The sequence below is a fragment of the Rahnella bonaserana genome, from assembly GCF_019049675.1.
Taxonomy (GTDB): domain Bacteria; phylum Pseudomonadota; class Gammaproteobacteria; order Enterobacterales; family Enterobacteriaceae; genus Rahnella; species Rahnella bonaserana.
On sequence record NZ_JAFMOW010000068.1, the window covers coordinates 24632 to 45595 of the forward strand.

A 20964-nucleotide genomic window follows, 5' to 3' on the forward strand; every position below is an offset into this window, starting at 1 on the left:
CCTATAACTGGAGCAGCTGAAAGTGCAAGAAAAACCGGTATCCCACATCGGACTGATTTTCATCCTGGGATTGATATCGATGCTGATGCCTCTGGCCATCGATATGTATCTGCCAAGTATGCCCGTGATCGCGCAGGAATATGGTGTTCCGGCGGGCAGTGTGCAAATGACGCTCAGCGCCTATGTGCTGGGTTTTGCGATAGGGCAGTTGTTTTACGGACCGATGGCGGACAGCCTCGGGCGTAAGCCGGTTATTTTCTGGGGCGTGCTGATTTTTGCCGTCGCCGCCGGTGCCTGTGCGCTGGCGCAATCGGTCGAACAGCTGGTCTGGATGCGATTCCTGCACGGTCTCGCCGCCGCCGCCGCCAGTGTGGTGATCAATGCCCTGATGCGTGACATGTTCACCAAAGATGAATTCTCCCGGATGATGTCTTTTGTGGTGCTGGTTATGACCGTTGCACCTCTGCTGGCGCCGATGCTTGGGGGGCTGCTGATGGCGGTTTTCAGCTGGCACGCAATTTTCTGGGCGATGGCAATTGCCGCGCTGATCGCCGCCACGCTGGTGGGTGTGTATATCAAAGAGACGCTGCCCAAAGAACGACGGCAGAAATTTCATTTGCGTACCAGCGTCGGTAACTTTGCGTCCCTGTTCCGCCATAAACGCGTGCTGAGCTATATGCTGGCGAGTGGTTTCTCGTTCGCCGGTATGTTCTCCTTCCTCAGCGCCGGTCCGTTTGTCTATATCGAACTGAATGGTGTTTCGCCGCAGCACTTTGGTTTTTACTTTGCGCTGAACATTGTGGCGCTGGTGATCCTCACCCTCATTAACAGCCGTAATGTGCGTCGTGCGGGGGCGGTGAAGATGTTCCGCTTCGGGCTGTTTGTGCAGCTGACGATGGGCATGTGGCTGGTGATTGTCTGCACCTTCGGATTGCCGTTCTGGGCAATGGTCATTGGTGTGGCGGGATATGTCGGTGTGATTGCGATGGTCACGTCAAACGCCATGGCGGTGATTATGGACGACTTCCCGCATATGGCGGGGACTGCGGCTTCTCTGGCGGGAACGATTCGTTTCGGCACCGGTGCGGCGATTGGTTCCGTACTGTCACTGTTTACTGCAAAAAGCGCCTGGCCAATGGTCGGTTCAATGGCGTTCTGTATTCTGGCTGCGACGCTGCTGTATCTCTATGCCAGTCGTCCGGTGAAAGCAGTATCTGCATAACTCCCTCCCCTGCGAAGGGGAGGGCTGGGGTGGGGTATTAAGGTCAAAATCAAAAAGGCAAAGTGTGCTTTGACAAGATGTTAGCTCTTAAAACCCCCTCCCAACGTCCCCCTTCGCATGGGGAGGAGCAAAACCAGCACCGTTTTCTCTGCTTCGTGCTTGAGCATTAAACCACTTCTGCTTTCACTCCCTGAACCCGGCGCGCTGCTTTGGCCCGGGCATATTCGTCGGCCATGGCTTTGGCTTTTGCGCCCGGCACCAGCGCCATATCACACTCTTTAGGCAGTAATGTCGTGACCGCTGCGGCAATCAGCAATGAGGCGACCAGCGCATAAATCGCGGTGCTCTGACCGTACAGGCTGACCAGCACGCCGACCAGATAGGGTCCGCAGAACCCCCCCAGATTACCCAATCCATTGATAACACCGCGTGCGCTGCCTGCGACTTCCGGCGTGGTAACTTTGCCCGGAATAGTCCAGAAGGCGCTGGTTGCGGCTTGCAGGAAGAACCCCGCACCGACCAGGAATCCGTAGGCCGCCATTATGTTGTGGCCGAAAGCCACGGACGCTGCCAGACAGGCTGCAAAACCACACAACGGCAGGGCGATGAACATACGACGTTTACCGGTTTTATCCGACAGTACCGACATCGCCAGGATACCCAGCATGGTACCGACGTAAGGGATAATCGCCAGCATACCGACCGAACTCATGTCGCCGCCGGTCAGGTTTTTCAGAATGGTCGGCAGCCATAAGGTGTAGCCGTAAATCCCGGTCTGATAGAAGAAGTTAATGATGATCAGCTTGACGATAGACTTGTTACGGAACACCTCTTTCAGCGGCGCGTTATTTACCGGTGCCAGTGCTTTAAGTGCTTCGCGTTCGCGGTTCAGTTCTGTCACCAGATAGTCGCGTTCACGCTCAGAAAGCCATTTGGCCTCTTCCGGACGGTCGCTGATGGTGAACCACCAGAAAATCATCACCACGAAAGACAATGCCCCTTCGATGATGAACAACCAGCGCCAGTCGAGCGTATCCAGAATCAGACCCGAAAGCGGCGCGGTGATCATCCCGCCGAGCGGTGCGAACATCAGCACGTAAGCATTGGCGCGACCGCGTTCCTTATCCGGAAACCAGTTGCTGACCATGGTCAGCACTACCGGCAACATCCCGCCTTCTGCCACACCCAGCGCAAAGCGCAGGAACAGCAACTGATACTGATTGGTGATAAAGCCGGTCAGGATGGAGATCACCGCCCAGGCAATCAGCGAGCAGGCGATAAATTTCCGTCCGCTGCCGTGAACCGCCAGACTGCCTCCCGGAACCTGCAGGAATAAATAACCGATAAAGAATATACCGGCGGCCAGTCCGGCCATTGAAGCGGTAATCCCTAATTCCGCGTCCATACCGCCGGGCATGGCGAAACTAATATTAACCCTGTCCATGAAGGAAATAATGCAGGCGATAAGTATTGGTGTAATGACACGTAACCAGCGGGCCTTAGGAATCTTATTATCCATTCTATGATCCTCGGTGAAGCTCGTCATACTTCAGGTTGCAGAGGCGTTGGCTGCGCCCGCCAACCCCGGTCACTTACTTGTGTAAGCTCACGGGGATTAACGGCCTTGCCGCCTTCCCGCAACCCGAATTATTTAGAGCATGTTCAATGCGACGTTTAATTAAATATTTCGTCTTTCGGCGATGACTTAATAAAAGCATTTTGAGGAAAGTATTTCGTGACAGGAGTCACGTTGAATTATGTTAAGAAAAGGTGTTACCACATACGTGATCCTGCACCGGAGTTCGCGTGCAGGATGGAAGGGGGAAACTGAGGCAGAAAGGAGAGTTAAATCGTGCCACCAAGGGAAATCCGGTAGTGCAGATCTACACGTTCAATCGTAGGCAGGTTTCTGATTTTTTTGAGTAAAATCTCCGCAACGACTTTCCCCATTTCAAAGCGCGGCGTGATGACGCTGGCCAGTAATGGTGTGGTGGCCAGCCCGATATCTAATCCGTGGAAGCCGGAAATCGCCATGTCCTGCGGAACGCGGATGCCCAATTTGATACATTCCTGTAACACACCAACGGCAATATCGTCATTGGTACATAAAATAGCGTTGGTCTGCGGATATAACTGGCGCGCCATGGCTAACATTCCGGCACCAATAGATACGGATGAAACTTTATTGGGCGTGATATGTACCGGCGTCAGACCCCGTTCAGTCATGGCGCGGCTGTAACCCTGATAACGTTTCTGGTCACGGGCATCCGACATCGAACCGAAATACACCACATGCTCTTTGCCGCTGGCGAGGAGGGTATTCGCCATATCGTAACCGGCCTGCTGATTATCAAAACCGACCGCGATGCGCCCGTGCGTGTCATCGAGATCCATCACCTGTGCGACAGGAATTTCGGCGGCATTCAGGTACTTATCGGCTTTCAGCGTATGCACGGAATCAGTGAGGATAAGCCCTGCAAGCTGATAACCCAGCAGATTGACGATATGTTCTTCTTCGCGCTCTTTGCTGTAATCGTAATTGACCACCAGCGTCTGAAAACCCTGTGCGGAAGTGACTGACTCAATACCGGCCAGCAAGTCGGAGAAAATCTGGTTGTTGAACGAGGGCACTAAGATGCCGATACGCGGCGCTTTCGCCGGTCCGCGGGCTTCTTCCAGCGGATATCCCACTTCTTCCATCACCTTTGTGATGCGTTCGCGGGTTTCAGGAGACACCTTTTCCGGCGTGCGCAGAAAACGGCTCACCGTCATCTTTGTGACGTCCGCCAGTTGGGCGATGTCCTGTAGTGTCACGCGCTGATTTCTCATGCGGAATTTTCCTGATTGGGCCTGCAAAGATACCTTGTTATTGAAACAGAAAGCGCCGGAAATTGTTATCAAAATGATGAGGATCACACCGGGAGTAACAGGGTTTTTTAACATTCCGTCAGGTGATCTGTATCACAGTTTAGCGCAGGGTAAACCGGTGTAGTGAAGCTAACTTTTTAAATCAGCATTCAATAAGGCCAACGTCATGACAAATCTGTTCTCACTGGATAATAAAAAGATTCTGATCACCGGCTCGACGCGCGGTCTGGGTTTCCTGCTGGCTAAAGGGCTGGCGCAGCATGGCGCAGAAATTATCGTTAACGGCACGCAACCGGAGTCGACGCAAAAAGCGGCTGAAGCCTTGCGTGCAGAAGGCTTTATCGCCCATGCCGTCTCTTTCGATGTCACCAGCAGCCAGGCGGTGAATCAGGCGATTGATCATATCGAAAGCACTATCGGCCCGATTGATGTGCTGGTAAATAACGCCGGTATTCAGCGTCGCCATAAATTCACTGAGTTTCCGGAAAAAGACTGGGACGACGTGATTGCGGTGAATCAGAAATCTGTGTTCCTGGTATCGCAGGCGGTGGCGCGTTACATGATCCAGCGCGAGCGTGGCAAAATCATCAATATCGGTTCGATGCAAAGTGAGCTGGGCCGCGACACCATCACGCCATACGCCGCGTCAAAGGGTGCGGTAAAAATGCTGACCCGCGGCATGTGCGTTGAGCTGGCACGCTACAATATTCAGGTGAACGGTATCGCACCGGGCTATTTCAAAACTGACATGACGCAGGCGCTGGTGGATAACAAAGAGTTCTCCGAATGGCTGTGCAAACGCACCCCTGCTGCACGCTGGGGTAATCCGGAGGAGCTGGTCGGCGGCGCGGTTTATCTGTCTTCTAAGGCCTCAGATTTCGTGAATGGTCATTTACTCTTTATTGATGGCGGCATGCTGGCTGCAGTATAGGAGGCCCAATGAACAAAATTGCATTAATCACTGGCGGGGGCAGCGGTATCGGTCTGAGTGCCGCGAAAGCGCTGGAAGCGACTGGATTTACCGTGATTCTGGCCGGACGAAACAAAGAAAAGCTGGAGCAGGCCGTTGCGCTGTTTGCGCCGGGACAGGCGGTGGCGCGCCAGCTGGATGTGACCCGCCCGCAGTCAGTCGCCGCGCTGTTTCAGGATATTCACGAAACCTTCGGACGTCTGGATTTGCTGTTCAATAACGCCGGTAATAACGTGAAAGATGTGCCGATTGAAGAACTGCCGGTGGAAGACTGGCTGTCGGTGATCAATACCAATCTGACCGGTGCGTTTTTGTGTACGCAGGCGGCGGTGAAACTGATGAAACAGCAATCGCCGCAGGGCGGACGCATCATCAATAACGGATCGATTTCAGCGCAGTCACCGCGTCCGAATTCCGCGCCATACACCGCCAGCAAACACGCGATTACCGGGCTGACCAAATCCACGGCGCTGGACGGGCGCGCATTCAATATCGCCTGCGGACAAATTGACGTCGGCAATGCGGCGACGGATATGGGCAATAAGGCGCTGGCGGGCAGAATGCAGGCCGACGGGCATATTGCTGAAGAACCGGTGATCCCGGTGGAACGCGTCGGCGAGGCGGTGGCATTTATGGCCGGTTTACCGCTCGACACCAACGTGCTGACCATGACCGTCATGGCGAGTGCCATGCCGCTGGTCGGTCGCGGATAAACTGAGTTTCAGGCATAAAAAAACGGCCCGTTACGGGCCGTTTTGCATGTCGGTATACGGATTACGCTGCTTTGATTTTGCGTTTCCGGCCAAGCCAGAAAATCAGTACCAGCAGAATAATCACGCCAGCCACCATTGCCGGAGCCATAAACGGCTGCAATTTCGCCAGCAATGTGACCGGCCCGCCTGCGCGTAACACTGCGACATCGTGCGCGCTGACCTGAATAGCCGCGTTGCCGTAGTTCTTCAGCACGTAATTAGAGATGTCAGCGATTTGCTGGTCATCCAGCTGACCGACATACGAACCCACGCCAAATTTAGGCATCAGCACGTGATGGTCGCCAACCTGACGATCTACGCCGTACAGAATCGCGGAAATCAGGTTTGACGCATTGCCCATGCCGGTCGCCGTGTTGTTGAATAACGACGGATACGCCTGATTCTTGCTGCCTGATCCGTCGGGCTGGTGGCAACTGGCGCAGTAGCCGCTGAACAATGCCGCCCCGTTATCGATGGTTTTATTGGCGTTAAACGGATGCGCACCGCGCAGACCTTCTTCAACATTCACCGGCTTACCGAAAGTATCCGCCGCCTGCGTATCACGCGGGTCACGTACCGGTGTGCTGTTTTTCAGGTAGAACGCAATCGCATTCAGGTCAGTGTCAGACATATATTGCAGGCTGTTTTGCACCGCTTCAGCCATGCCGCCTGCTGCCTGGTTTTTACCGGCAGTACGACCTGTTTTCAGGTATTCCACCAGCTGAGCCTGCGACCAGTTACCGATACCGCTGACCGGATCAGAACTGATATTGGGCGCATACCACGGGCCGACCATGCCGCCGGCCAGCGGTTGATCCGTCACCGACCCCATCATCAGGTTACGTGGCGTGTGGCAGGTATCACAGTGACCGGCACCGTTGACCAGATACGCGCCGCGGTTCCATTGCTCACTTTTCGACGGATCCGGCTTAAACGGGGTGCTGTCGAGATACATCATGTTCCAGCCCGCCATGGCAATACGCATGTTGAACGGGAACGGCAGGGCAGTTTCAACATTCGGCTGCTCGACCGGCTTAACACCTTGCTGGAAATAGACATACAGCGCGTGCATGTCGGCATCGCTCATATGGCTGTAAGAGGTGTAAGGCATGGCCGGGTACAGATTGGCACCGTCAGGGCGAACGCCTTCACGCACCGCGCGGGTAAACTGTTCTTCGGTGTAACTACCGATACCAAACTGCTTCGATGGCGTGATGTTCGTCGTGTAAATCGTGCCCATCGGCGAGTGGATTTCATAGCCACCGGCAAACGGCTTACCGCCTTCCGGCGCGGTATGACAGGCCTGACAGTCAGCCGCTGTCGCGACTTCCTGACCCTGATGAATAAGGGCTTCCTGAGTGTCATCTGCCATCGCGCTGGCGGCAAAGCCCCCGAACGCGGCGCTCAGCAGGCAGGCGGTGAGAAGTTTTTTCATGCTGCACCTGCCAGTTTTTTCGCCATGTCGTCTGCTGCTTTCAGGCCGAGTGCGGCCATCGTCAGCGTACTGTTCACCACGCTTGATGACGGAATCGCACCGCCGCCCGGCAACCACAGGTTAGCGTGGTCGTGCGCACGGCATTCACCGTTAACCACAGAATCTTTCGGATCACTGCCCATGATAGTGCCGCCCATGATGTGGTTATTGGCGTTCAGGCTGGTGGTGATGTTGAATTCTTCGGCCATAAACAGGGAACCGATGTGTTCCAGCTGTTTATGCGCGGCTTCCGCGCCTTTACGCACGTAATCGCCGACATCGTAATGAATGTCCGGGCACGGCAGACCGTGCGGATCTTTACGGGTGGTGCTGAGTGTCAGGCGGTTATTTGGATCCGGCAGCGGTTCCAGGCTGATAGACAAGTCCACACCAAAGATAGAACGGCGGCGAATTTCCTCATCCAGCTCTTTGCCGACCAGACCCATCTGCAACGCTTTTGACGTTGCGGGGATCACACGGCTGATATTGTTGAGGATCATTTTGTTGGCAGAATATTCTTTGCGGAAATCACCGTCGCGCGGGCCCACCAGACAGCTGCTCTGCGCCGGACCGCGGCCAATCCACAGTGGCTCTTTGGCAATAAACGTACAGTGGAAACCGGAGTGGTCCATCATGTTACGGCCAACGTGATCAGACGAGTTAGCGATACCGTTCGGGTTCTTTTCGTTAGCTGCCATCAGCAGCAGACGCGGAGTTTCGATACCGTTGCAAGCCAGTGCGAAGACTTTACCGGTGGCTTTGTGCGATTTTTTATCGCTGTCCAGCCAGTGAACGGCGGTCACATTGTTGTTTTCATCGGTGTCGATTTTATAGACAACCGCTTCGGCCAGCACCACGGCGCCTTTGTTTTCTGCGCGCTCCACGTGGGCAATACCGTTATACATTGCACCAATCGGGCAGATCGGCTGGCAGTTGTTGTTACCGCAGCAGGTCGGGCGACCGTTCCACGGACGCGTGCTGCGGCCCTGGGGGATCGGCACTGAACGGTAACCGTGCGGATTCACGATCTCAGCAAAACGTGTGTCGCCGTAACCGTAAGGCACCTGTTCCATCGGATAGGGTTTGCTGCGCTCGGAAGGTGATTGCAGTTCAGGATCATTCGGGCCTGCTACACCAATCTCTTCTTCCGCGCGGCAGTAATACGGTTCGAGTTCATCATAGGAAATCGGCCAGTCGCGGCCCACGCCGTACAGCGTTTTCATTTTGAAATCGTTAGGAACATGACGCCAGCAGGAAGCCGCCCAGTGCCAGGTGGTGCCGCCAACGGTGCGCAGATAACCCTGTTTGAAACTGCTGGCGCTCGGCCCGGTCAGGTGGACGTAGTTATTTTCCGGGAAGTACAACGGAGCAGGGGCTTTTTCTGACTGCGGATACAAACCCTGGAAGTCAGAGCCTGCACGGTTTTCGAAAGGCATATTGCGCCAGTTTTCCACGGCCTGCGCGCGTTCGATACGTAAGCCTGCTTCCAGCACCAGAACGGAATATCCCTGGCTGACCAGCTGATCGGCAATCATGCCGCCCACGATGCCGGAACCGACAACAATCACATCAGCAGACGCATCGCCGTCTGCAGTAAATTCTGGTTTTTTCATCAGGCTTTGCTCACAACATTTGTTTCAGAAGGGTTGGTAAAACGATCGGCGTTCATGGATTCCGGCATCGCGGCAGCAGGAGGCGCAGCAGTGAAGTACAGCGGGCCATTACCGCAGTAAGTCGGCACAATCAGGCCGTCACTCACCGGGCGATACATCAGTGCATCTTTATATGAAATCAATATGGAATCGGTTCCATGTCCGACCGTGCCGGTATACCACGCAGTGACGATACTGGTGACCAGTTCACCCAGACCGTTTTGCTTTGCCACTTCCTGCAAATCTTTAGCCGCCTGACCCGGTTTCACCAGCGCATGCAACTTGCTGACTTGCGCCGGGAAGTCGGGCTGTGAACGATAAAAGGCGTTAAAAATCTGTGCAGATGAGCCTTCGCTGATATTTTTATGCTCAGTGATGGCCTGTGAAACCAGATAGAACTGACCGAAGATGACCGGATCCTGTGTGGCGGTTTCTTTCTCCGCCTGGCTCAGGAACGGGAAACCGAGCAGCGTGGTAGCTACCATCGCGGAGGTGAGACCTTTCAGCAGTTCACGACGACTGAAACCGGTTCCATTTTCTGGTGAATTTCTTCCAATAATTGAAGGATCGTTTTCCATCTCTTTCTCGCTGGGAATGGGTTGTTTTGCCAAACGGCAGTGAATTCGCTTGTCTGATTCTTATTATAATTTGCGTAATGCGAGATTTATCAGCGGGTTAGTTCCAGCCGATATCTGTCCCGATAGGGTATACCACTTATAACGGTGCGGATGATAAGCCAGGAATGAGGGATTTGTGCAAACAAATTGTGCGGATTTATTAACATTAGATCCAGATTTTAACGTATGATGCGGCGCGGAAAAAATTGTAACCAACTGGTTCATTTCAGGATGAAATTAACACCGGACTTTGACTGTTACACGAAGTGACTACTGTCTATTTACCTGACAGTTAAGGGATAAACAGAGATTTTGGCGTTTTCATTGATTGTTATTTGTATATAAAATGTAAATGAATAAGCAATTAAAAGTAACGTCAATTGATTAAAATGGTTGTAGATCAAGTTGGAAAAGGTTACAAATAAGCCAAAATGAGATCTGCCTCTCAAATTATCCGGGAGCAGACATAAAAATGACCTCAATCTGCGTTTTTGTATCCGGCAACGTTAATTTAATGTTAATTATTTGAGCGTAAGTTGGGCAAAGCGAAGACTGTCGGCTATAACTTAAGCTGTATGGTTGTAGCGATTTTGTAAAAACATCTTGTATAAGATGTATGAATCACTGTCTGGGGAGCCACGTGAATAATATCCAACTTTCGGTAGTACATCGTTTGCCGCAAAGTTATCGCTGGTTGTCAGGTTTTGCCGGTATCAAAGTTGAACCGATTCCGTTGCCTGGTAACGATGAAGATAACAATCTGATCGGCCTGAAACTGCTCAGCCATGAGGGCGAACTCGCCTGGCAGGTCATGCACCAGCTGACGAATGCGTTAGAAGATATTCAGGTTAAAGCCGCGATCGTTGAAATTGACGGTGAACCCTGCCTGTTTGTTCATCGTGAAGATGAAAGCGCCACGCTTTGCTGCCTGAAGAATATTGGCGCCGCGATCGCAGAATCCGTTAGCGCACTTTATCCGTTCTGAACCGCCTGAAATCTCACGCTTTCAGGCGATTTCCTTCAGCACCTTGTTCGCCGATACCTATTGGATTGTGTCGAATGCGTCAGACGCTGCCAGCAACTCCCGGGTATAAGTCTGCTTTGGCGCGGTAAAAATCTGCTCACAATCTCCCTGTTCGACCACTTCCCCGTTTCGCAACACTATCAGCTGATGACATAAAGACCGCACCACGTGCAAATCATGGCTGATAAACAGATAGGTCAGGCCGTGGCGCTGTTGCAGCTCACTGAGGATAGTCAGAATTTGCGCCTGTACCGATTTATCCAGAGACGACGTCGGTTCATCAAGGATCAGCATTTCCGGCTGTAAAATCAGCGCACGGGCAATGGCAATACGCTGGCGCTGACCGCCGGAAAACTCCGTTGGATAGCGATGGCGTGACTCCGGATCTAATCCCACTTCCTGCATGGCGCGGATCACTTCTTTTTCCCGTTCCTGTTCGCTGATTTTCCGGTGAACCAGCAAACCTTCGGCAATAATCTGCCCGACCGTAAATCGCGGATTCAGTGCCGAGAACGGATCCTGAAATACCACCTGTATCCGGCTGCGGAACGGCAGCATTTTTTTGCGCGAAAAGGTGTGCAGCGGCTGGCCATCGAACCAGATTTCGCCCTGCGACTTCATCAGTCGCAGCAAAGCCAGACCGGTGGTGCTTTTTCCTGAACCGGATTCACCGACCACGCCCAGGCTTTCGCCGCGACGCAGCTGAAAACTCACCTGATTCACCGCATGTTTGATACCGACGGTCCGGCGCAGCAGACCGCGTTTCACCGGGAAACCGACATCCAGATTTTTGACGTCGAGCAGAATGGAAGATTCGCTGTTCAGCGGTTGCGGACGACCCTGAGGTTCCGCCTGCAATAACTGGCGTGTATAGGGATGCTGAGGCTGGCTGAACAGCGTGGCGCGGGGTTGCTGTTCCACCACGCGCCCGTTTTGCATCACCGCCACGGTGTCCGCCAGACGGCGCACAATGCGCAGGTTATGGGTGATAAACAGCATCGCCATGCCCATTTCCTGTTTGAGTTCATCGAGCAGCGATAAAATTTGTGCCTGCACGGAAACATCCAGCGCAGTGGTTGGCTCGTCAGCGATCAACAGTTTCGGGCGGGTCAGTACCGCCATGGCAATCATCACGCGCTGGCGTTCACCACCGGAAAGCTGATGCGGAAAATCTTTCAGGCGCGAGGCGGCCTCGCGGATACCCACGCGATCCAGACAGCGCAGGATTTCGCTGCGCGCCACGTCACCGCGCAGATTTCGGTGCAGCATCAGCACTTCGGCGAGCTGTTTTTCGAGCGTATGCAGCGGATTGAGCGAAACCATCGGCTCCTGAAAGATCATCGAAATCTCGTTACCGCGGATCCGGCGCAGGGCAGTGCTGTCTGCGTGGAGCAGCGATTGTCCGGCAAACACAATATCGCCTTGCGGGTAAATAACCGAAGAGGGCAGCAGGCGTAATACCGACAGCGCGGTGACGCTTTTTCCGGAACCGGATTCACCGACCAGCGCTAAGGTTTCACCGGCATGAATATCGAGGGACACATCACTGACCACTTCACGCTGCTGGCCACCCTGACGAAAGGCGACGCTGAGATTTTTGATTTGTAAGAGAGGAGAGTCTGTCATTTCAGAGCGCCTCATGATGATGTGCGGACGGATTAAAGGCGTCGCGAACGGCTTCACCAATGAAAATCAGTAATGACAGTAAGGCGGCCAGCACCACGAATGCGCTGATGCCCAGCCACGGCGCCTGCAAATTGTTTTTACCTTCCATCAGCAACGTCCCGAGCGACGGTGAACCCAGCGGCAGACCAAAACCAAGGAAATCCAGCGACGTCAGGGTGGTAATTGAACCACACAGGATAAACGGCAGATACGTCAGCGTCGCGACCATCGCATTGGGCAGCATATGGCGGCGCATAATCGCGCTGTCACTGACGCCCATGGCCTGCGCGGCACGGATGTAATCAAAGTTGCGGGTACGCAGGAATTCGGCGCGTACTACGCTCACCAGCGTCATCCAGCCAGAAAGCACCGTGATCAGCAGCAGCCACCAGAAATTCGGCTGCACAACGCTTGCCAGAATGATAATCAGGAACAGCGTCGGAATACTGGACCACACTTCGATAAAACGTTGCCCGAGCAGGTCAATCAGCCCGCCATAATAGCCCTGTGTGGCACCGGCCATAATGCCAATCATGGAAGTCAGCACGGTCAGCATAATGCCAAAGAACAGGGAAATCCGCAGCCCGTAGAGGATTTGCGCCAGCACATCGTGACCGTTGCTGTCGGTGCCCAGCCAGTTTTGCGAAGAAGGCGGCGAAGGGAAGGGCTGCGCGGTGGAAAAGTTAATGGAATTATAACTGCTGCGGATGGGCGCCCAGATTGCCCAGCCGTGGTCTTCAATCTGACGGACAACAAACGGATCCTGATAATCAGCAGGCGTTTCCAGTTCACCACCAAATGTCGTTTCGCTGTAATTCACCAGAAACGGCACGTAGAGATGTCCCTGATAACGTGCCAGCAGCGGTTTGTCGTTGGCGAGGACGTTGGATAACAGCACCAGGATCAGCATCATCATGAAAATCCACAGCGACCAGTAACCACGGCGATTCTGGCAGAAGCGTGCCCAGCGTGCCTGACTGACGGAGTTCAGTTTAAAAAGGCGCATTACTGGCGGCCCTCAAAATCGATACGCGGGTCAACCAGCGTGTAAGTGATATCGCTGACGATATTAAGCAGCAATCCAATCAGCGTGAAAACATACAGCGTGCCGAAAATGACCGGAAAATCGCGCTGTACGATGGCGTCGTAGCCCAGCAATCCCAGCCCCTGTAAGGAGAACATCACTTCTATCAGCAAAGAGCCGGTAAAAAACATGCTGATAAAAGTGGCAGGAAAACCGGCGATCACCAGCAACATCGCGTTGCGAAAGACATGCCTGTACAAAATTTGCTTCTCGTTCAGCCCTTTAGCGCGGGCAGTCACCACATATTGCTTACCCACTTCATCCATAAAGGAGTTTTTGGTCAGCATGGTCAAGGTGGCAAATCCACCAATCACCGTCGCCAGCACCGGCAATGTGATGTGCCAGAGATAATCGGTCACTTTGCCGTACCAGGGTAATGTATCGAAATTCGGCGACGTCAGGCCGCGCAACGGGAACCAGTCGAGGTAACTGCCGCCGGTAAACAGCACAATCAATAAGATAGCGAACAAAAAGGAAGGAACGGCATAGCCGACGATAATCACCGAACTGCTCCAGGTATCAAACCGGGAGCCGTTGCGTACGGCTTTGCGAATGCCAAGCGGAATTGACACCAGATAGATAATCAGCGTGCTCCACAGGCCGATAGTGACGGAAACCGGCAGCGCGCTTTTCACCAGACCCATCACGGAAGAACCGCGGAACAGGCTGTCACCAAAATCGAAGCGAACGTAGTTCGATAACATCTCAAAATACCGTTCATGCAGGGGCTTATCGAAACCGAAACGGTGGGTGATCTCGGCGATCACTTCGGGATCAAGGCCGCGGGCACCGCGATACTGACCTTCGCCAAACTGCGCCAGACCCGGTGACGCTTTACCATTTCCGCTGCCGGAACTGGCGCCAGGTAAACCAGTGGATTGCCCCATTTCTATCGCGGCAATGGCCTGATCGACCGGTCCGCCGGGCGCAATTTGCACAATGAAAAAGTTAATCGTGATGATCGCCCACAGCGTCGGGATCACCAGCAGTAGTCGTCTTAACAGATAGGCGGCCACACTCTCCTCCTCAGCGGCGTTGCGCAGGTAAACGTGCTGCGCGGTTCACGTCGTACCACCAGGTGTCGAGTTCCATTCCGTTGGACGGGGCGACAGCCGGCATCGAGAATTTATCCCAGTACGCATAGCGTTCATGGTTGGTGTACCACATCGGGATCATCACCCTGTTCCAGGTCAGAACCCGATCCAGCGCATGTCCAAGTGCTAACAGCGCGTCCGGTTTGCCCTGGTTCGCGGCAATTTCATCGGTCAGTTTATCAATGGCCGGGTCGCTGATACCCGATTTGTTATACGTGGAATCCAGATATTGGGTGTTCCAGTAAATCCGTAAATCGCTGCTCGGATAAGTCGTGGCAGGATAAACCGTCGGGATCATATCGTAATCACGCTGACGCATACGGCGCACGAACTGGGAGTTATCCACTTCGCGGATCGACATTTTAATACCGAGACGTTGCAGATTATGCTGGAACGGCAGCACGTACTGCGAGTTTCCACCGCCCGGCAGCAGCAGTTCAAAGGTAAATGGCTTGCCGGTTTTACTGTTCACCAGCACCTGATCTTTCACTTCCCAGCCCGCTTCTTTCAGCAGTGCGGTGGCCTTCAGCAGATTGGCGCGGTCGTTGCCGCTGCCATCGGAACGGGGCGGCTGATACAGCGAAGTGAAGACTTCCGGCGGAACCTGACCTTTCAGCGGCCCGAGCCAGGCCAGTTCGGCAGAGTTCGGATAATCTTTCGCCGCATACTCGGTATTCTGGAAATAGCTGTTCACCCGCTGGTAGGCACCGAAATAGAGCGCTTTATTCATCCAGTCAAAATCGAACGCCAGAGTAATGGCCTCGCGCACCTTCCGGTCGGCAAATTGCGGCCTGTGAAGATTGAAAGCCAGCCAGCGTGTATCCTGCGCGGCCTGATTTACTTCATCCGCTTTCACAATGAAGTTTTTGCTGAAATTGCCCCCCTGATATTGCGTTGCCCAGTTCTTTGGCGAGGATTCCATGCGGAAATCAAAGGCACCAGATTTAAAGGCTTCCAGGGCGACATTATCATCCAGGTAATAATCGTAGCGGATGGTATCGAAATTATAACGCCCGCGGTTAACCGGCAAATTGGCGGCCCAGTAGTCAGGAACGCGCGAATAGGTGATGTACTGGCCGAGCTTATAGTCGCTGATACGGTAAGGGCCGCTGCCTGGCGGCGGTGTGCTCAGCGGTTCGTTGAATTTGTGTTTTTCCCAAAACGCCTGTGGCAGAACCGGCAGGCCCAGCAAACCGAGCATCATGTCTTTATCCGGTTTCGGCAAGACTATACGCACCGCCAGACGCGATATGGCTTTGACCTCTACACCTTTATAAACCACCCGAAATTGCGGTACGCCTTCGGTCATGAACTTTTTGAAGCTGAATGCTACGTCGCTGGCGGTGATTGGCGTGTTGTCGTTAAAACGGGCTCGCGGATTGATATCCACTTCGACCCAGCGGTACTGGCTGTCATAGCGGGCTGAATCGGCAATCAGCGGATAATAGCTGCCGATTTCGTCGCTCGAAGTGGTGAACAGGCTGTCGTAAAGCGAGCCGCTGCGAGCTGCCGGATTGCCCCGTGAGGCGAAGCGGTTAAAGTTGTCATACGTGCCGATAGCGGCCAGCGTAATCTGTCCTCCCTTCGGCGCGGCGGGATTGACGTAGTCAAAACTGCTGAAGTTAGAGACGTATTTAGGTTCACCTAAAATGGCAAACGCATAGCTGTCTTGTATGACTTCGGCTTGTGCGCTGAAGCTCAACAGGCACAGCACAACGGCAAACACGCGAGAAAACATCCTGAATCAGCACTCCTGTGAAGGTGAGAGCAGTGTACGGCGATGCCGCAGATTATTGTTCGGGCTTAATCAATTGATAGCTAAGACCTTGTAACGCATCAGCCTTAGATTTCATCCCTGATCCCGGACTTTTTATCACAACCAGATGCAGACGCCTAAAAGAAAAATGGCACAAAAGATGCGGGGCTGATGCAGGTCAAATCTGCCATGTGGCATCTTTCTCATTGAAATCCCGAATAAAGTCCAGAAGCTCAGGTACACTTAACGACTTGCTATACAGATATCCCTGCAGATAGGTCACGCCATGATTACGCAGATATTCTGCCTGCATCTGAGTTTCCACGCCTTCAGCAACGGTTTTGATCCTCAGTTCTTCCGTGAGCCTGAGGACGGTATCCAGCACCGGCGCAATCAGGGTTTTCTGATCAATCGACATCACAAAACCGCGGTCAATTTTCAGATAGTCCAGGGTAAACTTCTCAAGATAAATCAGGGCGCTGTGGCCGGTGCCGAAGTCATCGATGGCGATTTCAATCTTATGACGGCGCAGCCAGTTAAATTCCCGTAACGCACCTTCGGTATCAATCATGCCGCGTTCTGTGATTTCAAACACCACCTGAAAAGCATTCTCCGGTAAAGCTTCGATAAAATTCATCACATCGTCATGAAAACTGATTTTATTCATATGATGAGGGGAAATGTTGATGCTCAGTTTTGCGGGTTCAGGAAAAGCATGCTGCAAGGTATGGGCGTCCACCGCCACCAGCGCCATCATGTGTTGGGTCAGTTCAACGATTAGCCCCTGATTTTCGGCGTAGCCGATAAAAACATCCGGTGGGATGCGGCCCTCAATCGGGTGCTGCCAGCGCAGCAGGGCCTCCACCCCGGTTACTTTCAGGCTTTTTGAATCGATAACCGGCTGGTATTCAACAAAGAACTCTTTATTTTTCAGGCCACGCAGGATCACACGTTCAACATTATGGCGGTTAAGCAGGCTGTGATAAATCAGGGCGCACACCATCAGGCTCAGCAACAATCCACCGGACAGCGTAAAAAGAATGCTGTCACCGGTGAGGGTAGGGGAGTAAAGACGCACAGTAAGCGGATAGCCCTCAATTTCGGTCTCCGTAAACTGGCTGCGCGGTAATTCACTGACCGGAATCAGCTGATCCTGCGCTGAAATAAGTGCTGATTCTCCTACCAGCAAAGCAAATCCCCGATAACCCGAGCCCTGTTGGGCAAACAGCATATAAGGCGAGAGTGTCAGCTCAAGCGTGGCGATGACGCCATCATTATACGTACCAGGATTGCGCTGCCAGACGATGATCACCGCGCGGTTAGGCACCGCAGGCGTCCCCATTTGCAGGTTGATACTCATTGTTTTATCGAAGTCGATATTATGCAGCGAGCTGTTGGCGGGAATATTTTGGTTACCCGAGGCAGAAGAACAAAAAACCATTCCGTTGCGCACCAGCTGAAAATCACGCACACCAACGCTGAATGCAGCATCCCGATTTAATTCACCGGCAATGGAGTTGCAGGGCTCATCAGTGAGCAATGCAATTTTGCTCATTGTGTCGGAGAGTTGGTGGAAATAGTCAGCCGCAAAACGGGCGGTTTGCTGAGCGATTTGATGTTGTTCGCGAAGGGTATTGGTTTTAATGACGGTCAGGGTGACGGCAGTAAAGAAAATAAAAAACAAAGCTGAAAAAAGAATACTTCTTTTTAAATACCGGCGCTTGGGTAACACGGTGTGTGTTAACGCCGTTTTTAAACCCATATGTTTTGCCCTTTTTCTCGCCGAGGAAATAAAAGTATAACGTAGTCAAAAAAACAGCAGACATTAAATACACTTTATTACAGGCATAAAAAAACGCCATCAGGAGATGACGTTTTTTTATTCGCTTGGCATAGGACAACAAGAACTAAATCATAAGGTAACGGGATTAACCGTTAGCTAAAACTCGTCTTGCTTCACGATAACGGGCATTCCAGTAGGACTCTTTCAGATTTGAAATCATCACACCGTTGCTGGTGGATGCATGAACAAACTGATCGTTACCTAAATAAATACCAACGTGACGGCCTGTAGAACCTGCACGGAACAGAACCAGATCACCCGGACGCAATTTCGTGCGCTGAACTTTCTTGCCCTTTTCTTCCTGTTCATAAGTAGAACGAGGGAGATCCATACCAAATTGTTCGCGGAATGTTACCTGAACGAACGCTGAGCAATCGATACCACGCTTGCTGTCGCCGCCTAACCGATAACGAACGCCTTTCCAGTCAGCGTACTGATCCATAATTTTGGATTTAACGTTGACGCTACGAACCATTGCTTCGAATTCATCCTGAGAGGCTTGCAGTAGAAGACCGTCTTTGTCATTTACTGCACGCATATCAGTTTGTGCGCTTTCTGTGTTCGAAGAATGCATACCACTACACGCAGAGAGAAGAATTGCTGCGCCAATTGCGGGAATCATCCGCGTGATATATCTCATAAACGGTTGAGACTTGACCATTATTGTTGTTATCCCTTGCTGTCCTTAACGATGAAATCGTTATTAAAATTGCCAAACGAAGCGAGACTACCTGCCGCAATTAGTCGGGACAAATACCAGACGGGTAAAATGTGCGTTAGAGCACGTTTTTTCCTTCAATACGGGTGTTTTTGTCACATTTCTATGAGGGCGATTTGGAGAGTACCGTAATGAATAAGGGATTGCGAGAGGTTTTGTGGGATTTTTTATAAGAAATTGTGATGTAAGCTGATGTTAGTAAAGATGTTAAAAACGATGGGTGATTTATATACTAATTTGGGTTAAAACCACGTCACAAGCGGCTTCTGCGTGCAAATTTCAGCAAAGTATATCCGGAAATTGGATGAAAAAAAGGTCAGGTAGATCATCAACATCTGCCTGACCATAATTTATTTGTATGAATGCAAAATTACGTCGTAGTTTTAGGAATTTTGTTACCGGGCAATTTTCTCTCAAGCCAGTTAATCAGCATATCGCTGGCCGGTGTCATCAGCCACCAGCTGGCGCCAACCAGAACGACTGACATGGAACCGACGGCAATATCCGTAAACCAGTGTGCGCCAATCATCACACGCGGCAGCGAGAAGATAATGGTGATCAGCAAGGCGATAAAGAAGGCTGATTTACTCAGATAGCGCAGCATAAAGCAGGAAAAAATAATCAGCATCATGCCGTGGTCGCCCGGGAAGCTGTCAGCGGACGCATCTTTGGTCTGGATACCGGTCAGCTGGCTGACCCGGTTTACGCCAGGGAAGCTCAGAGAAGGGCTCTTGTGACTGACCGGCAGTAAATGACCGAGCTGGTTTAGCACGACAGCGGTCAGCAGCATCACGATGCCAATGATGATGTAACGGCGGCGTCCGGCGGTATCCTGCTTCAGGAAATAGCTCAGGTAGAGCAAACCCATGGCCAGCAATGAGATCAGATCAAAGGCGCGGTTATTGGTCACTGCGACCAGATGCAGGAACCACGCGTCAGTCGCCAGATGCTGGTTAAAGAAGAAGAAGATCGACTTATCAATCGGGAACCAGAAACCGTGGTTTGCAGGTAAATAGAAAGACAGAAAAAGGGCAATACCTAATACATTGAGTATCAGGATTGCAGGAATATTTCGGCGCCACATATATGAAGACCTATTCTTAGCAGGGTAACGATTAACGTAATGGACGTTAACTTAATCTCTACAACTTAAACGAATCTTCAACAAAGATGATTGCAGAACATTCCACTGGGTTTGATTCTGCGTAATAAGCTCAATTCTGCTGTCTAAAGGCGCCACCGGTCTGGTTTCGATTTTCAGATCACTGCCCTGGCGGTTAATCATCAGTGCGCCTTCTTTGATACGAATGATACCCTTCACGCGGTCAACCGGCGCGGCACGAGCCCAGTCAAGCATGCCCGCGGTGTCAAACACCGTTTCGCCATCAAATATCCAGCCGCAACTGGTATAACCGCCGGCTTCGTTGAGTGCACGTCTCCAGCGCTGCTTTTCTGGCAGACTCAGTGCCGCCAGTCCGCGCTTTGATGCGTGAGCATGATGATGCTGGCCTTCGGGTAATTCGGTATGATTGAGACGTGGTAAATCCAGCAGAGCAGGGGAAATCTCCCCCTGAGAAGCCACCACCAGGCGGCGCTCACGGCCATTTTCGCTGAACCATCTTTCCAGCGCTTTCCGGTCATTTTCCTGCGCCACATCCGCTTTATTGGCAACAATCACATCCGCTGCAGCAAGCTGATCGCGGAAGTTTTCATTTTCAATGACGCGCTGTTCACTCAGCTGGCGCGGATCAAGCAAACACAATGTGGCATTCAGCGTCAGCCAGTTGCTGTAAACGTCAGAGGTTAATAAAGAAAGGATCTGCTTCGGATGGCCCAGCCCGGTAGGTTCGATCAGCAACCGGTCAGGTTTTGCCTGCTGCAATAACATGTTTAACCCGACCTGCATCGGTAAGCCGTTAACGCAGCACATGCATCCGCCGGGGATTTCCTTCAATACCGCACCGCTGTCCGCCAGCAGTGCGCCATCGATTCCAATCTCTCCGAACTCATTGACCAGCACGGCCCATTTTTCACCTTCAGGCTTCTGAGCCAGCAGGTGGCGCAGCGTGGTGGTTTTACCGCTTCCCAGAAAGCCGGTGATCAGGTTGGTTTTGGTCATGGGTCACATCCTTTTAAAAATTCACCCAACAATGTGCAGCGACCCGTTAAGAAAATCCAGTTTTGTGCCGATGAATAACATGGATTGCTTAATTCTGCCCGCAAGA

Annotated in this window: 17 protein-coding genes; 4 read left to right on the top strand and 13 right to left on the bottom strand. The window is 52.3% G+C overall.

Features of this window, described 5'->3' with window-relative positions; genetic code table 11:
• Nucleotides 1-22 precede the first annotated feature (22 nt).
• Nucleotides 23-1222, top strand: coding sequence for a Bcr/CflA family multidrug efflux MFS transporter (locus J1778_RS21850; RefSeq protein WP_217174952.1), 1200 nt, complete (start codon nucleotides 23-25; stop codon nucleotides 1220-1222).
• 166 nt (nucleotides 1223-1388) lie between these two features.
• On the opposite strand, the gene J1778_RS21855 is transcribed toward J1778_RS21850, so the two are convergent.
• Both J1778_RS21855 and J1778_RS21860 read right to left on the bottom strand, forming a co-directional pair.
• A complete protein-coding gene (locus tag J1778_RS21855; RefSeq protein WP_153374955.1) occupies nucleotides 1389-2741 on the bottom strand; it encodes an MFS transporter in 1353 nt (450 codons plus the stop codon).
• Between the two features lie 326 nt (nucleotides 2742-3067).
• Complete coding sequence (locus J1778_RS21860; RefSeq protein ID WP_217174953.1) at nucleotides 3068-4051, bottom strand: LacI family DNA-binding transcriptional regulator; 984 nt, start codon at nucleotides 4049-4051, stop codon at nucleotides 3068-3070.
• A 205-nt stretch (nucleotides 4052-4256) separates the two neighbouring features.
• Here J1778_RS21860 and idnO point away from each other — a divergent pair, with 205 nt between their 5' ends.
• Both idnO and J1778_RS21870 read left to right on the top strand, forming a co-directional pair.
• Nucleotides 4257-5021 (top strand): gluconate 5-dehydrogenase, encoded by a 765-nt coding sequence (gene idnO, locus J1778_RS21865; protein ID WP_113877461.1) that lies wholly within the window; start codon nucleotides 4257-4259, stop codon nucleotides 5019-5021.
• A gap of 8 nt (nucleotides 5022-5029) precedes the next feature.
• Nucleotides 5030-5773 carry an SDR family oxidoreductase gene (locus tag J1778_RS21870; RefSeq protein ID WP_217174954.1) on the top strand — a complete coding sequence of 248 codons (744 nt, stop codon included), beginning with the start codon at nucleotides 5030-5032 and terminating at the stop codon, nucleotides 5771-5773.
• Nucleotides 5774-5834: 61 nt separating this feature from the next.
• Here the strand turns inward: J1778_RS21870 and J1778_RS21875 are convergent, their stop codons facing one another.
• From J1778_RS21875 to J1778_RS21885, 3 genes are read right to left on the bottom strand one after another with little or no spacing between them, the layout of a single operon-like run.
• Nucleotides 5835-7247, bottom strand: coding sequence for a cytochrome c (locus J1778_RS21875; RefSeq protein WP_217174955.1), 1413 nt, complete (start codon nucleotides 7245-7247; stop codon nucleotides 5835-5837).
• Nucleotides 7244-8899 (bottom strand): GMC family oxidoreductase, encoded by a 1656-nt coding sequence (locus tag J1778_RS21880; RefSeq protein WP_217174956.1) that lies wholly within the window; start codon nucleotides 8897-8899, stop codon nucleotides 7244-7246. Before J1778_RS21880 ends, J1778_RS21875 begins: the two co-directional genes overlap by 4 nt.
• Nucleotides 8899-9516 carry a sorbitol dehydrogenase family protein gene (locus J1778_RS21885; protein ID WP_217175354.1) on the bottom strand — a complete coding sequence of 206 codons (618 nt, stop codon included), beginning with the start codon at nucleotides 9514-9516 and terminating at the stop codon, nucleotides 8899-8901. The genes J1778_RS21880 and J1778_RS21885 overlap by 1 nt, the downstream gene beginning before the upstream one ends.
• A 679-nt stretch (nucleotides 9517-10195) precedes the next feature.
• Between J1778_RS21885 and J1778_RS21890 the strand changes: the two genes are divergently transcribed.
• Complete coding sequence (locus J1778_RS21890; protein WP_217174957.1) at nucleotides 10196-10540, top strand: YejG family protein; 345 nt, start codon at nucleotides 10196-10198, stop codon at nucleotides 10538-10540.
• 57 nt (nucleotides 10541-10597) lie between these two features.
• On the opposite strand, the gene yejF is transcribed toward J1778_RS21890, so the two are convergent.
• The 8 genes from yejF to J1778_RS21930 form a co-directional block, all read right to left on the bottom strand.
• The gene (yejF, locus tag J1778_RS21895) at nucleotides 10598-12205 is read right to left on the bottom strand and encodes a microcin C ABC transporter ATP-binding protein YejF (protein ID WP_217174958.1); all 1608 of its coding nucleotides are present in this window, start codon (nucleotides 12203-12205) and stop codon (nucleotides 10598-10600) included.
• Between the two features lies 1 nt (nucleotide 12206).
• Nucleotides 12207-13250 (bottom strand): ABC transporter permease, encoded by a 1044-nt coding sequence (locus J1778_RS21900; protein ID WP_217174959.1) that lies wholly within the window; start codon nucleotides 13248-13250, stop codon nucleotides 12207-12209.
• Nucleotides 13250-14344, bottom strand: a complete 1095-nt coding sequence (locus tag J1778_RS21905) for a microcin C ABC transporter permease YejB (RefSeq protein ID WP_217174960.1) — start codon at nucleotides 14342-14344, stop codon at nucleotides 13250-13252. Before J1778_RS21905 ends, J1778_RS21900 begins: the two co-directional genes overlap by 1 nt.
• Nucleotides 14345-14354: 10 nt before the next feature.
• Nucleotides 14355-16160, bottom strand: a complete 1806-nt coding sequence (locus J1778_RS21910) for an extracellular solute-binding protein (RefSeq protein WP_217174961.1) — start codon at nucleotides 16158-16160, stop codon at nucleotides 14355-14357.
• A gap of 196 nt (nucleotides 16161-16356) precedes the next feature.
• Entirely contained in the window at nucleotides 16357-17862 is a 1506-nt protein-coding gene (locus tag J1778_RS21915; protein WP_238484852.1) for a cyclic di-GMP phosphodiesterase, read from the bottom strand.
• Between the two features lie 244 nt (nucleotides 17863-18106).
• Nucleotides 18107-18682: a bifunctional murein DD-endopeptidase/murein LD-carboxypeptidase gene (mepS, locus tag J1778_RS21920; RefSeq protein ID WP_113877468.1), complete on the bottom strand. Its 576-nt coding sequence runs from the start codon at nucleotides 18680-18682 to the stop codon at nucleotides 18107-18109.
• A 427-nt stretch (nucleotides 18683-19109) separates the two neighbouring features.
• Nucleotides 19110-19823, bottom strand: a complete 714-nt coding sequence (locus J1778_RS21925; RefSeq protein ID WP_217174962.1) for a phosphatase PAP2 family protein — start codon at nucleotides 19821-19823, stop codon at nucleotides 19110-19112.
• Between the two features lie 51 nt (nucleotides 19824-19874).
• Nucleotides 19875-20858 (bottom strand): CobW family GTP-binding protein, encoded by a 984-nt coding sequence (locus J1778_RS21930; protein WP_217174963.1) that lies wholly within the window; start codon nucleotides 20856-20858, stop codon nucleotides 19875-19877.
• Between the last annotated feature and the right edge of the window lie 106 nt (nucleotides 20859-20964).

Coding starts and splice junctions, on each gene's coding strand:
- J1778_RS21855 (WP_153374955.1), bottom strand. CDS start 2,741: ATGGATAATAAGATTCCTAAGGCCCGCTGGTTACGTGTCATTACACCA.
- J1778_RS21860 (WP_217174953.1), bottom strand. CDS start 4,051: ATGAGAAATCAGCGCGTGACACTACAGGACATCGCCCAACTGGCGGAC.
- idnO (WP_113877461.1), top strand. CDS start 4,257: ATGACAAATCTGTTCTCACTGGATAATAAAAAGATTCTGATCACCGGC.
- J1778_RS21870 (WP_217174954.1), top strand. CDS start 5,030: ATGAACAAAATTGCATTAATCACTGGCGGGGGCAGCGGTATCGGTCTG.
- J1778_RS21875 (WP_217174955.1), bottom strand. CDS start 7,247: ATGAAAAAACTTCTCACCGCCTGCCTGCTGAGCGCCGCGTTCGGGGGC.
- J1778_RS21880 (WP_217174956.1), bottom strand. CDS start 8,899: ATGAAAAAACCAGAATTTACTGCAGACGGCGATGCGTCTGCTGATGTG.
- J1778_RS21885 (WP_217175354.1), bottom strand. CDS start 9,516: ATGGAAAACGATCCTTCAATTATTGGAAGAAATTCACCAGAAAATGGA.
- yejF (WP_217174958.1), bottom strand. CDS start 12,205: ATGACAGACTCTCCTCTCTTACAAATCAAAAATCTCAGCGTCGCCTTT.
- J1778_RS21900 (WP_217174959.1), bottom strand. CDS start 13,250: ATGCGCCTTTTTAAACTGAACTCCGTCAGTCAGGCACGCTGGGCACGC.
- J1778_RS21910 (WP_217174961.1), bottom strand. CDS start 16,160: ATGTTTTCTCGCGTGTTTGCCGTTGTGCTGTGCCTGTTGAGCTTCAGC.
- mepS (WP_113877468.1), bottom strand. CDS start 18,682: ATGGTCAAGTCTCAACCGTTTATGAGATATATCACGCGGATGATTCCC.
- J1778_RS21925 (WP_217174962.1), bottom strand. CDS start 19,823: ATGTGGCGCCGAAATATTCCTGCAATCCTGATACTCAATGTATTAGGT.
- J1778_RS21930 (WP_217174963.1), bottom strand. CDS start 20,858: ATGACCAAAACCAACCTGATCACCGGCTTTCTGGGAAGCGGTAAAACC.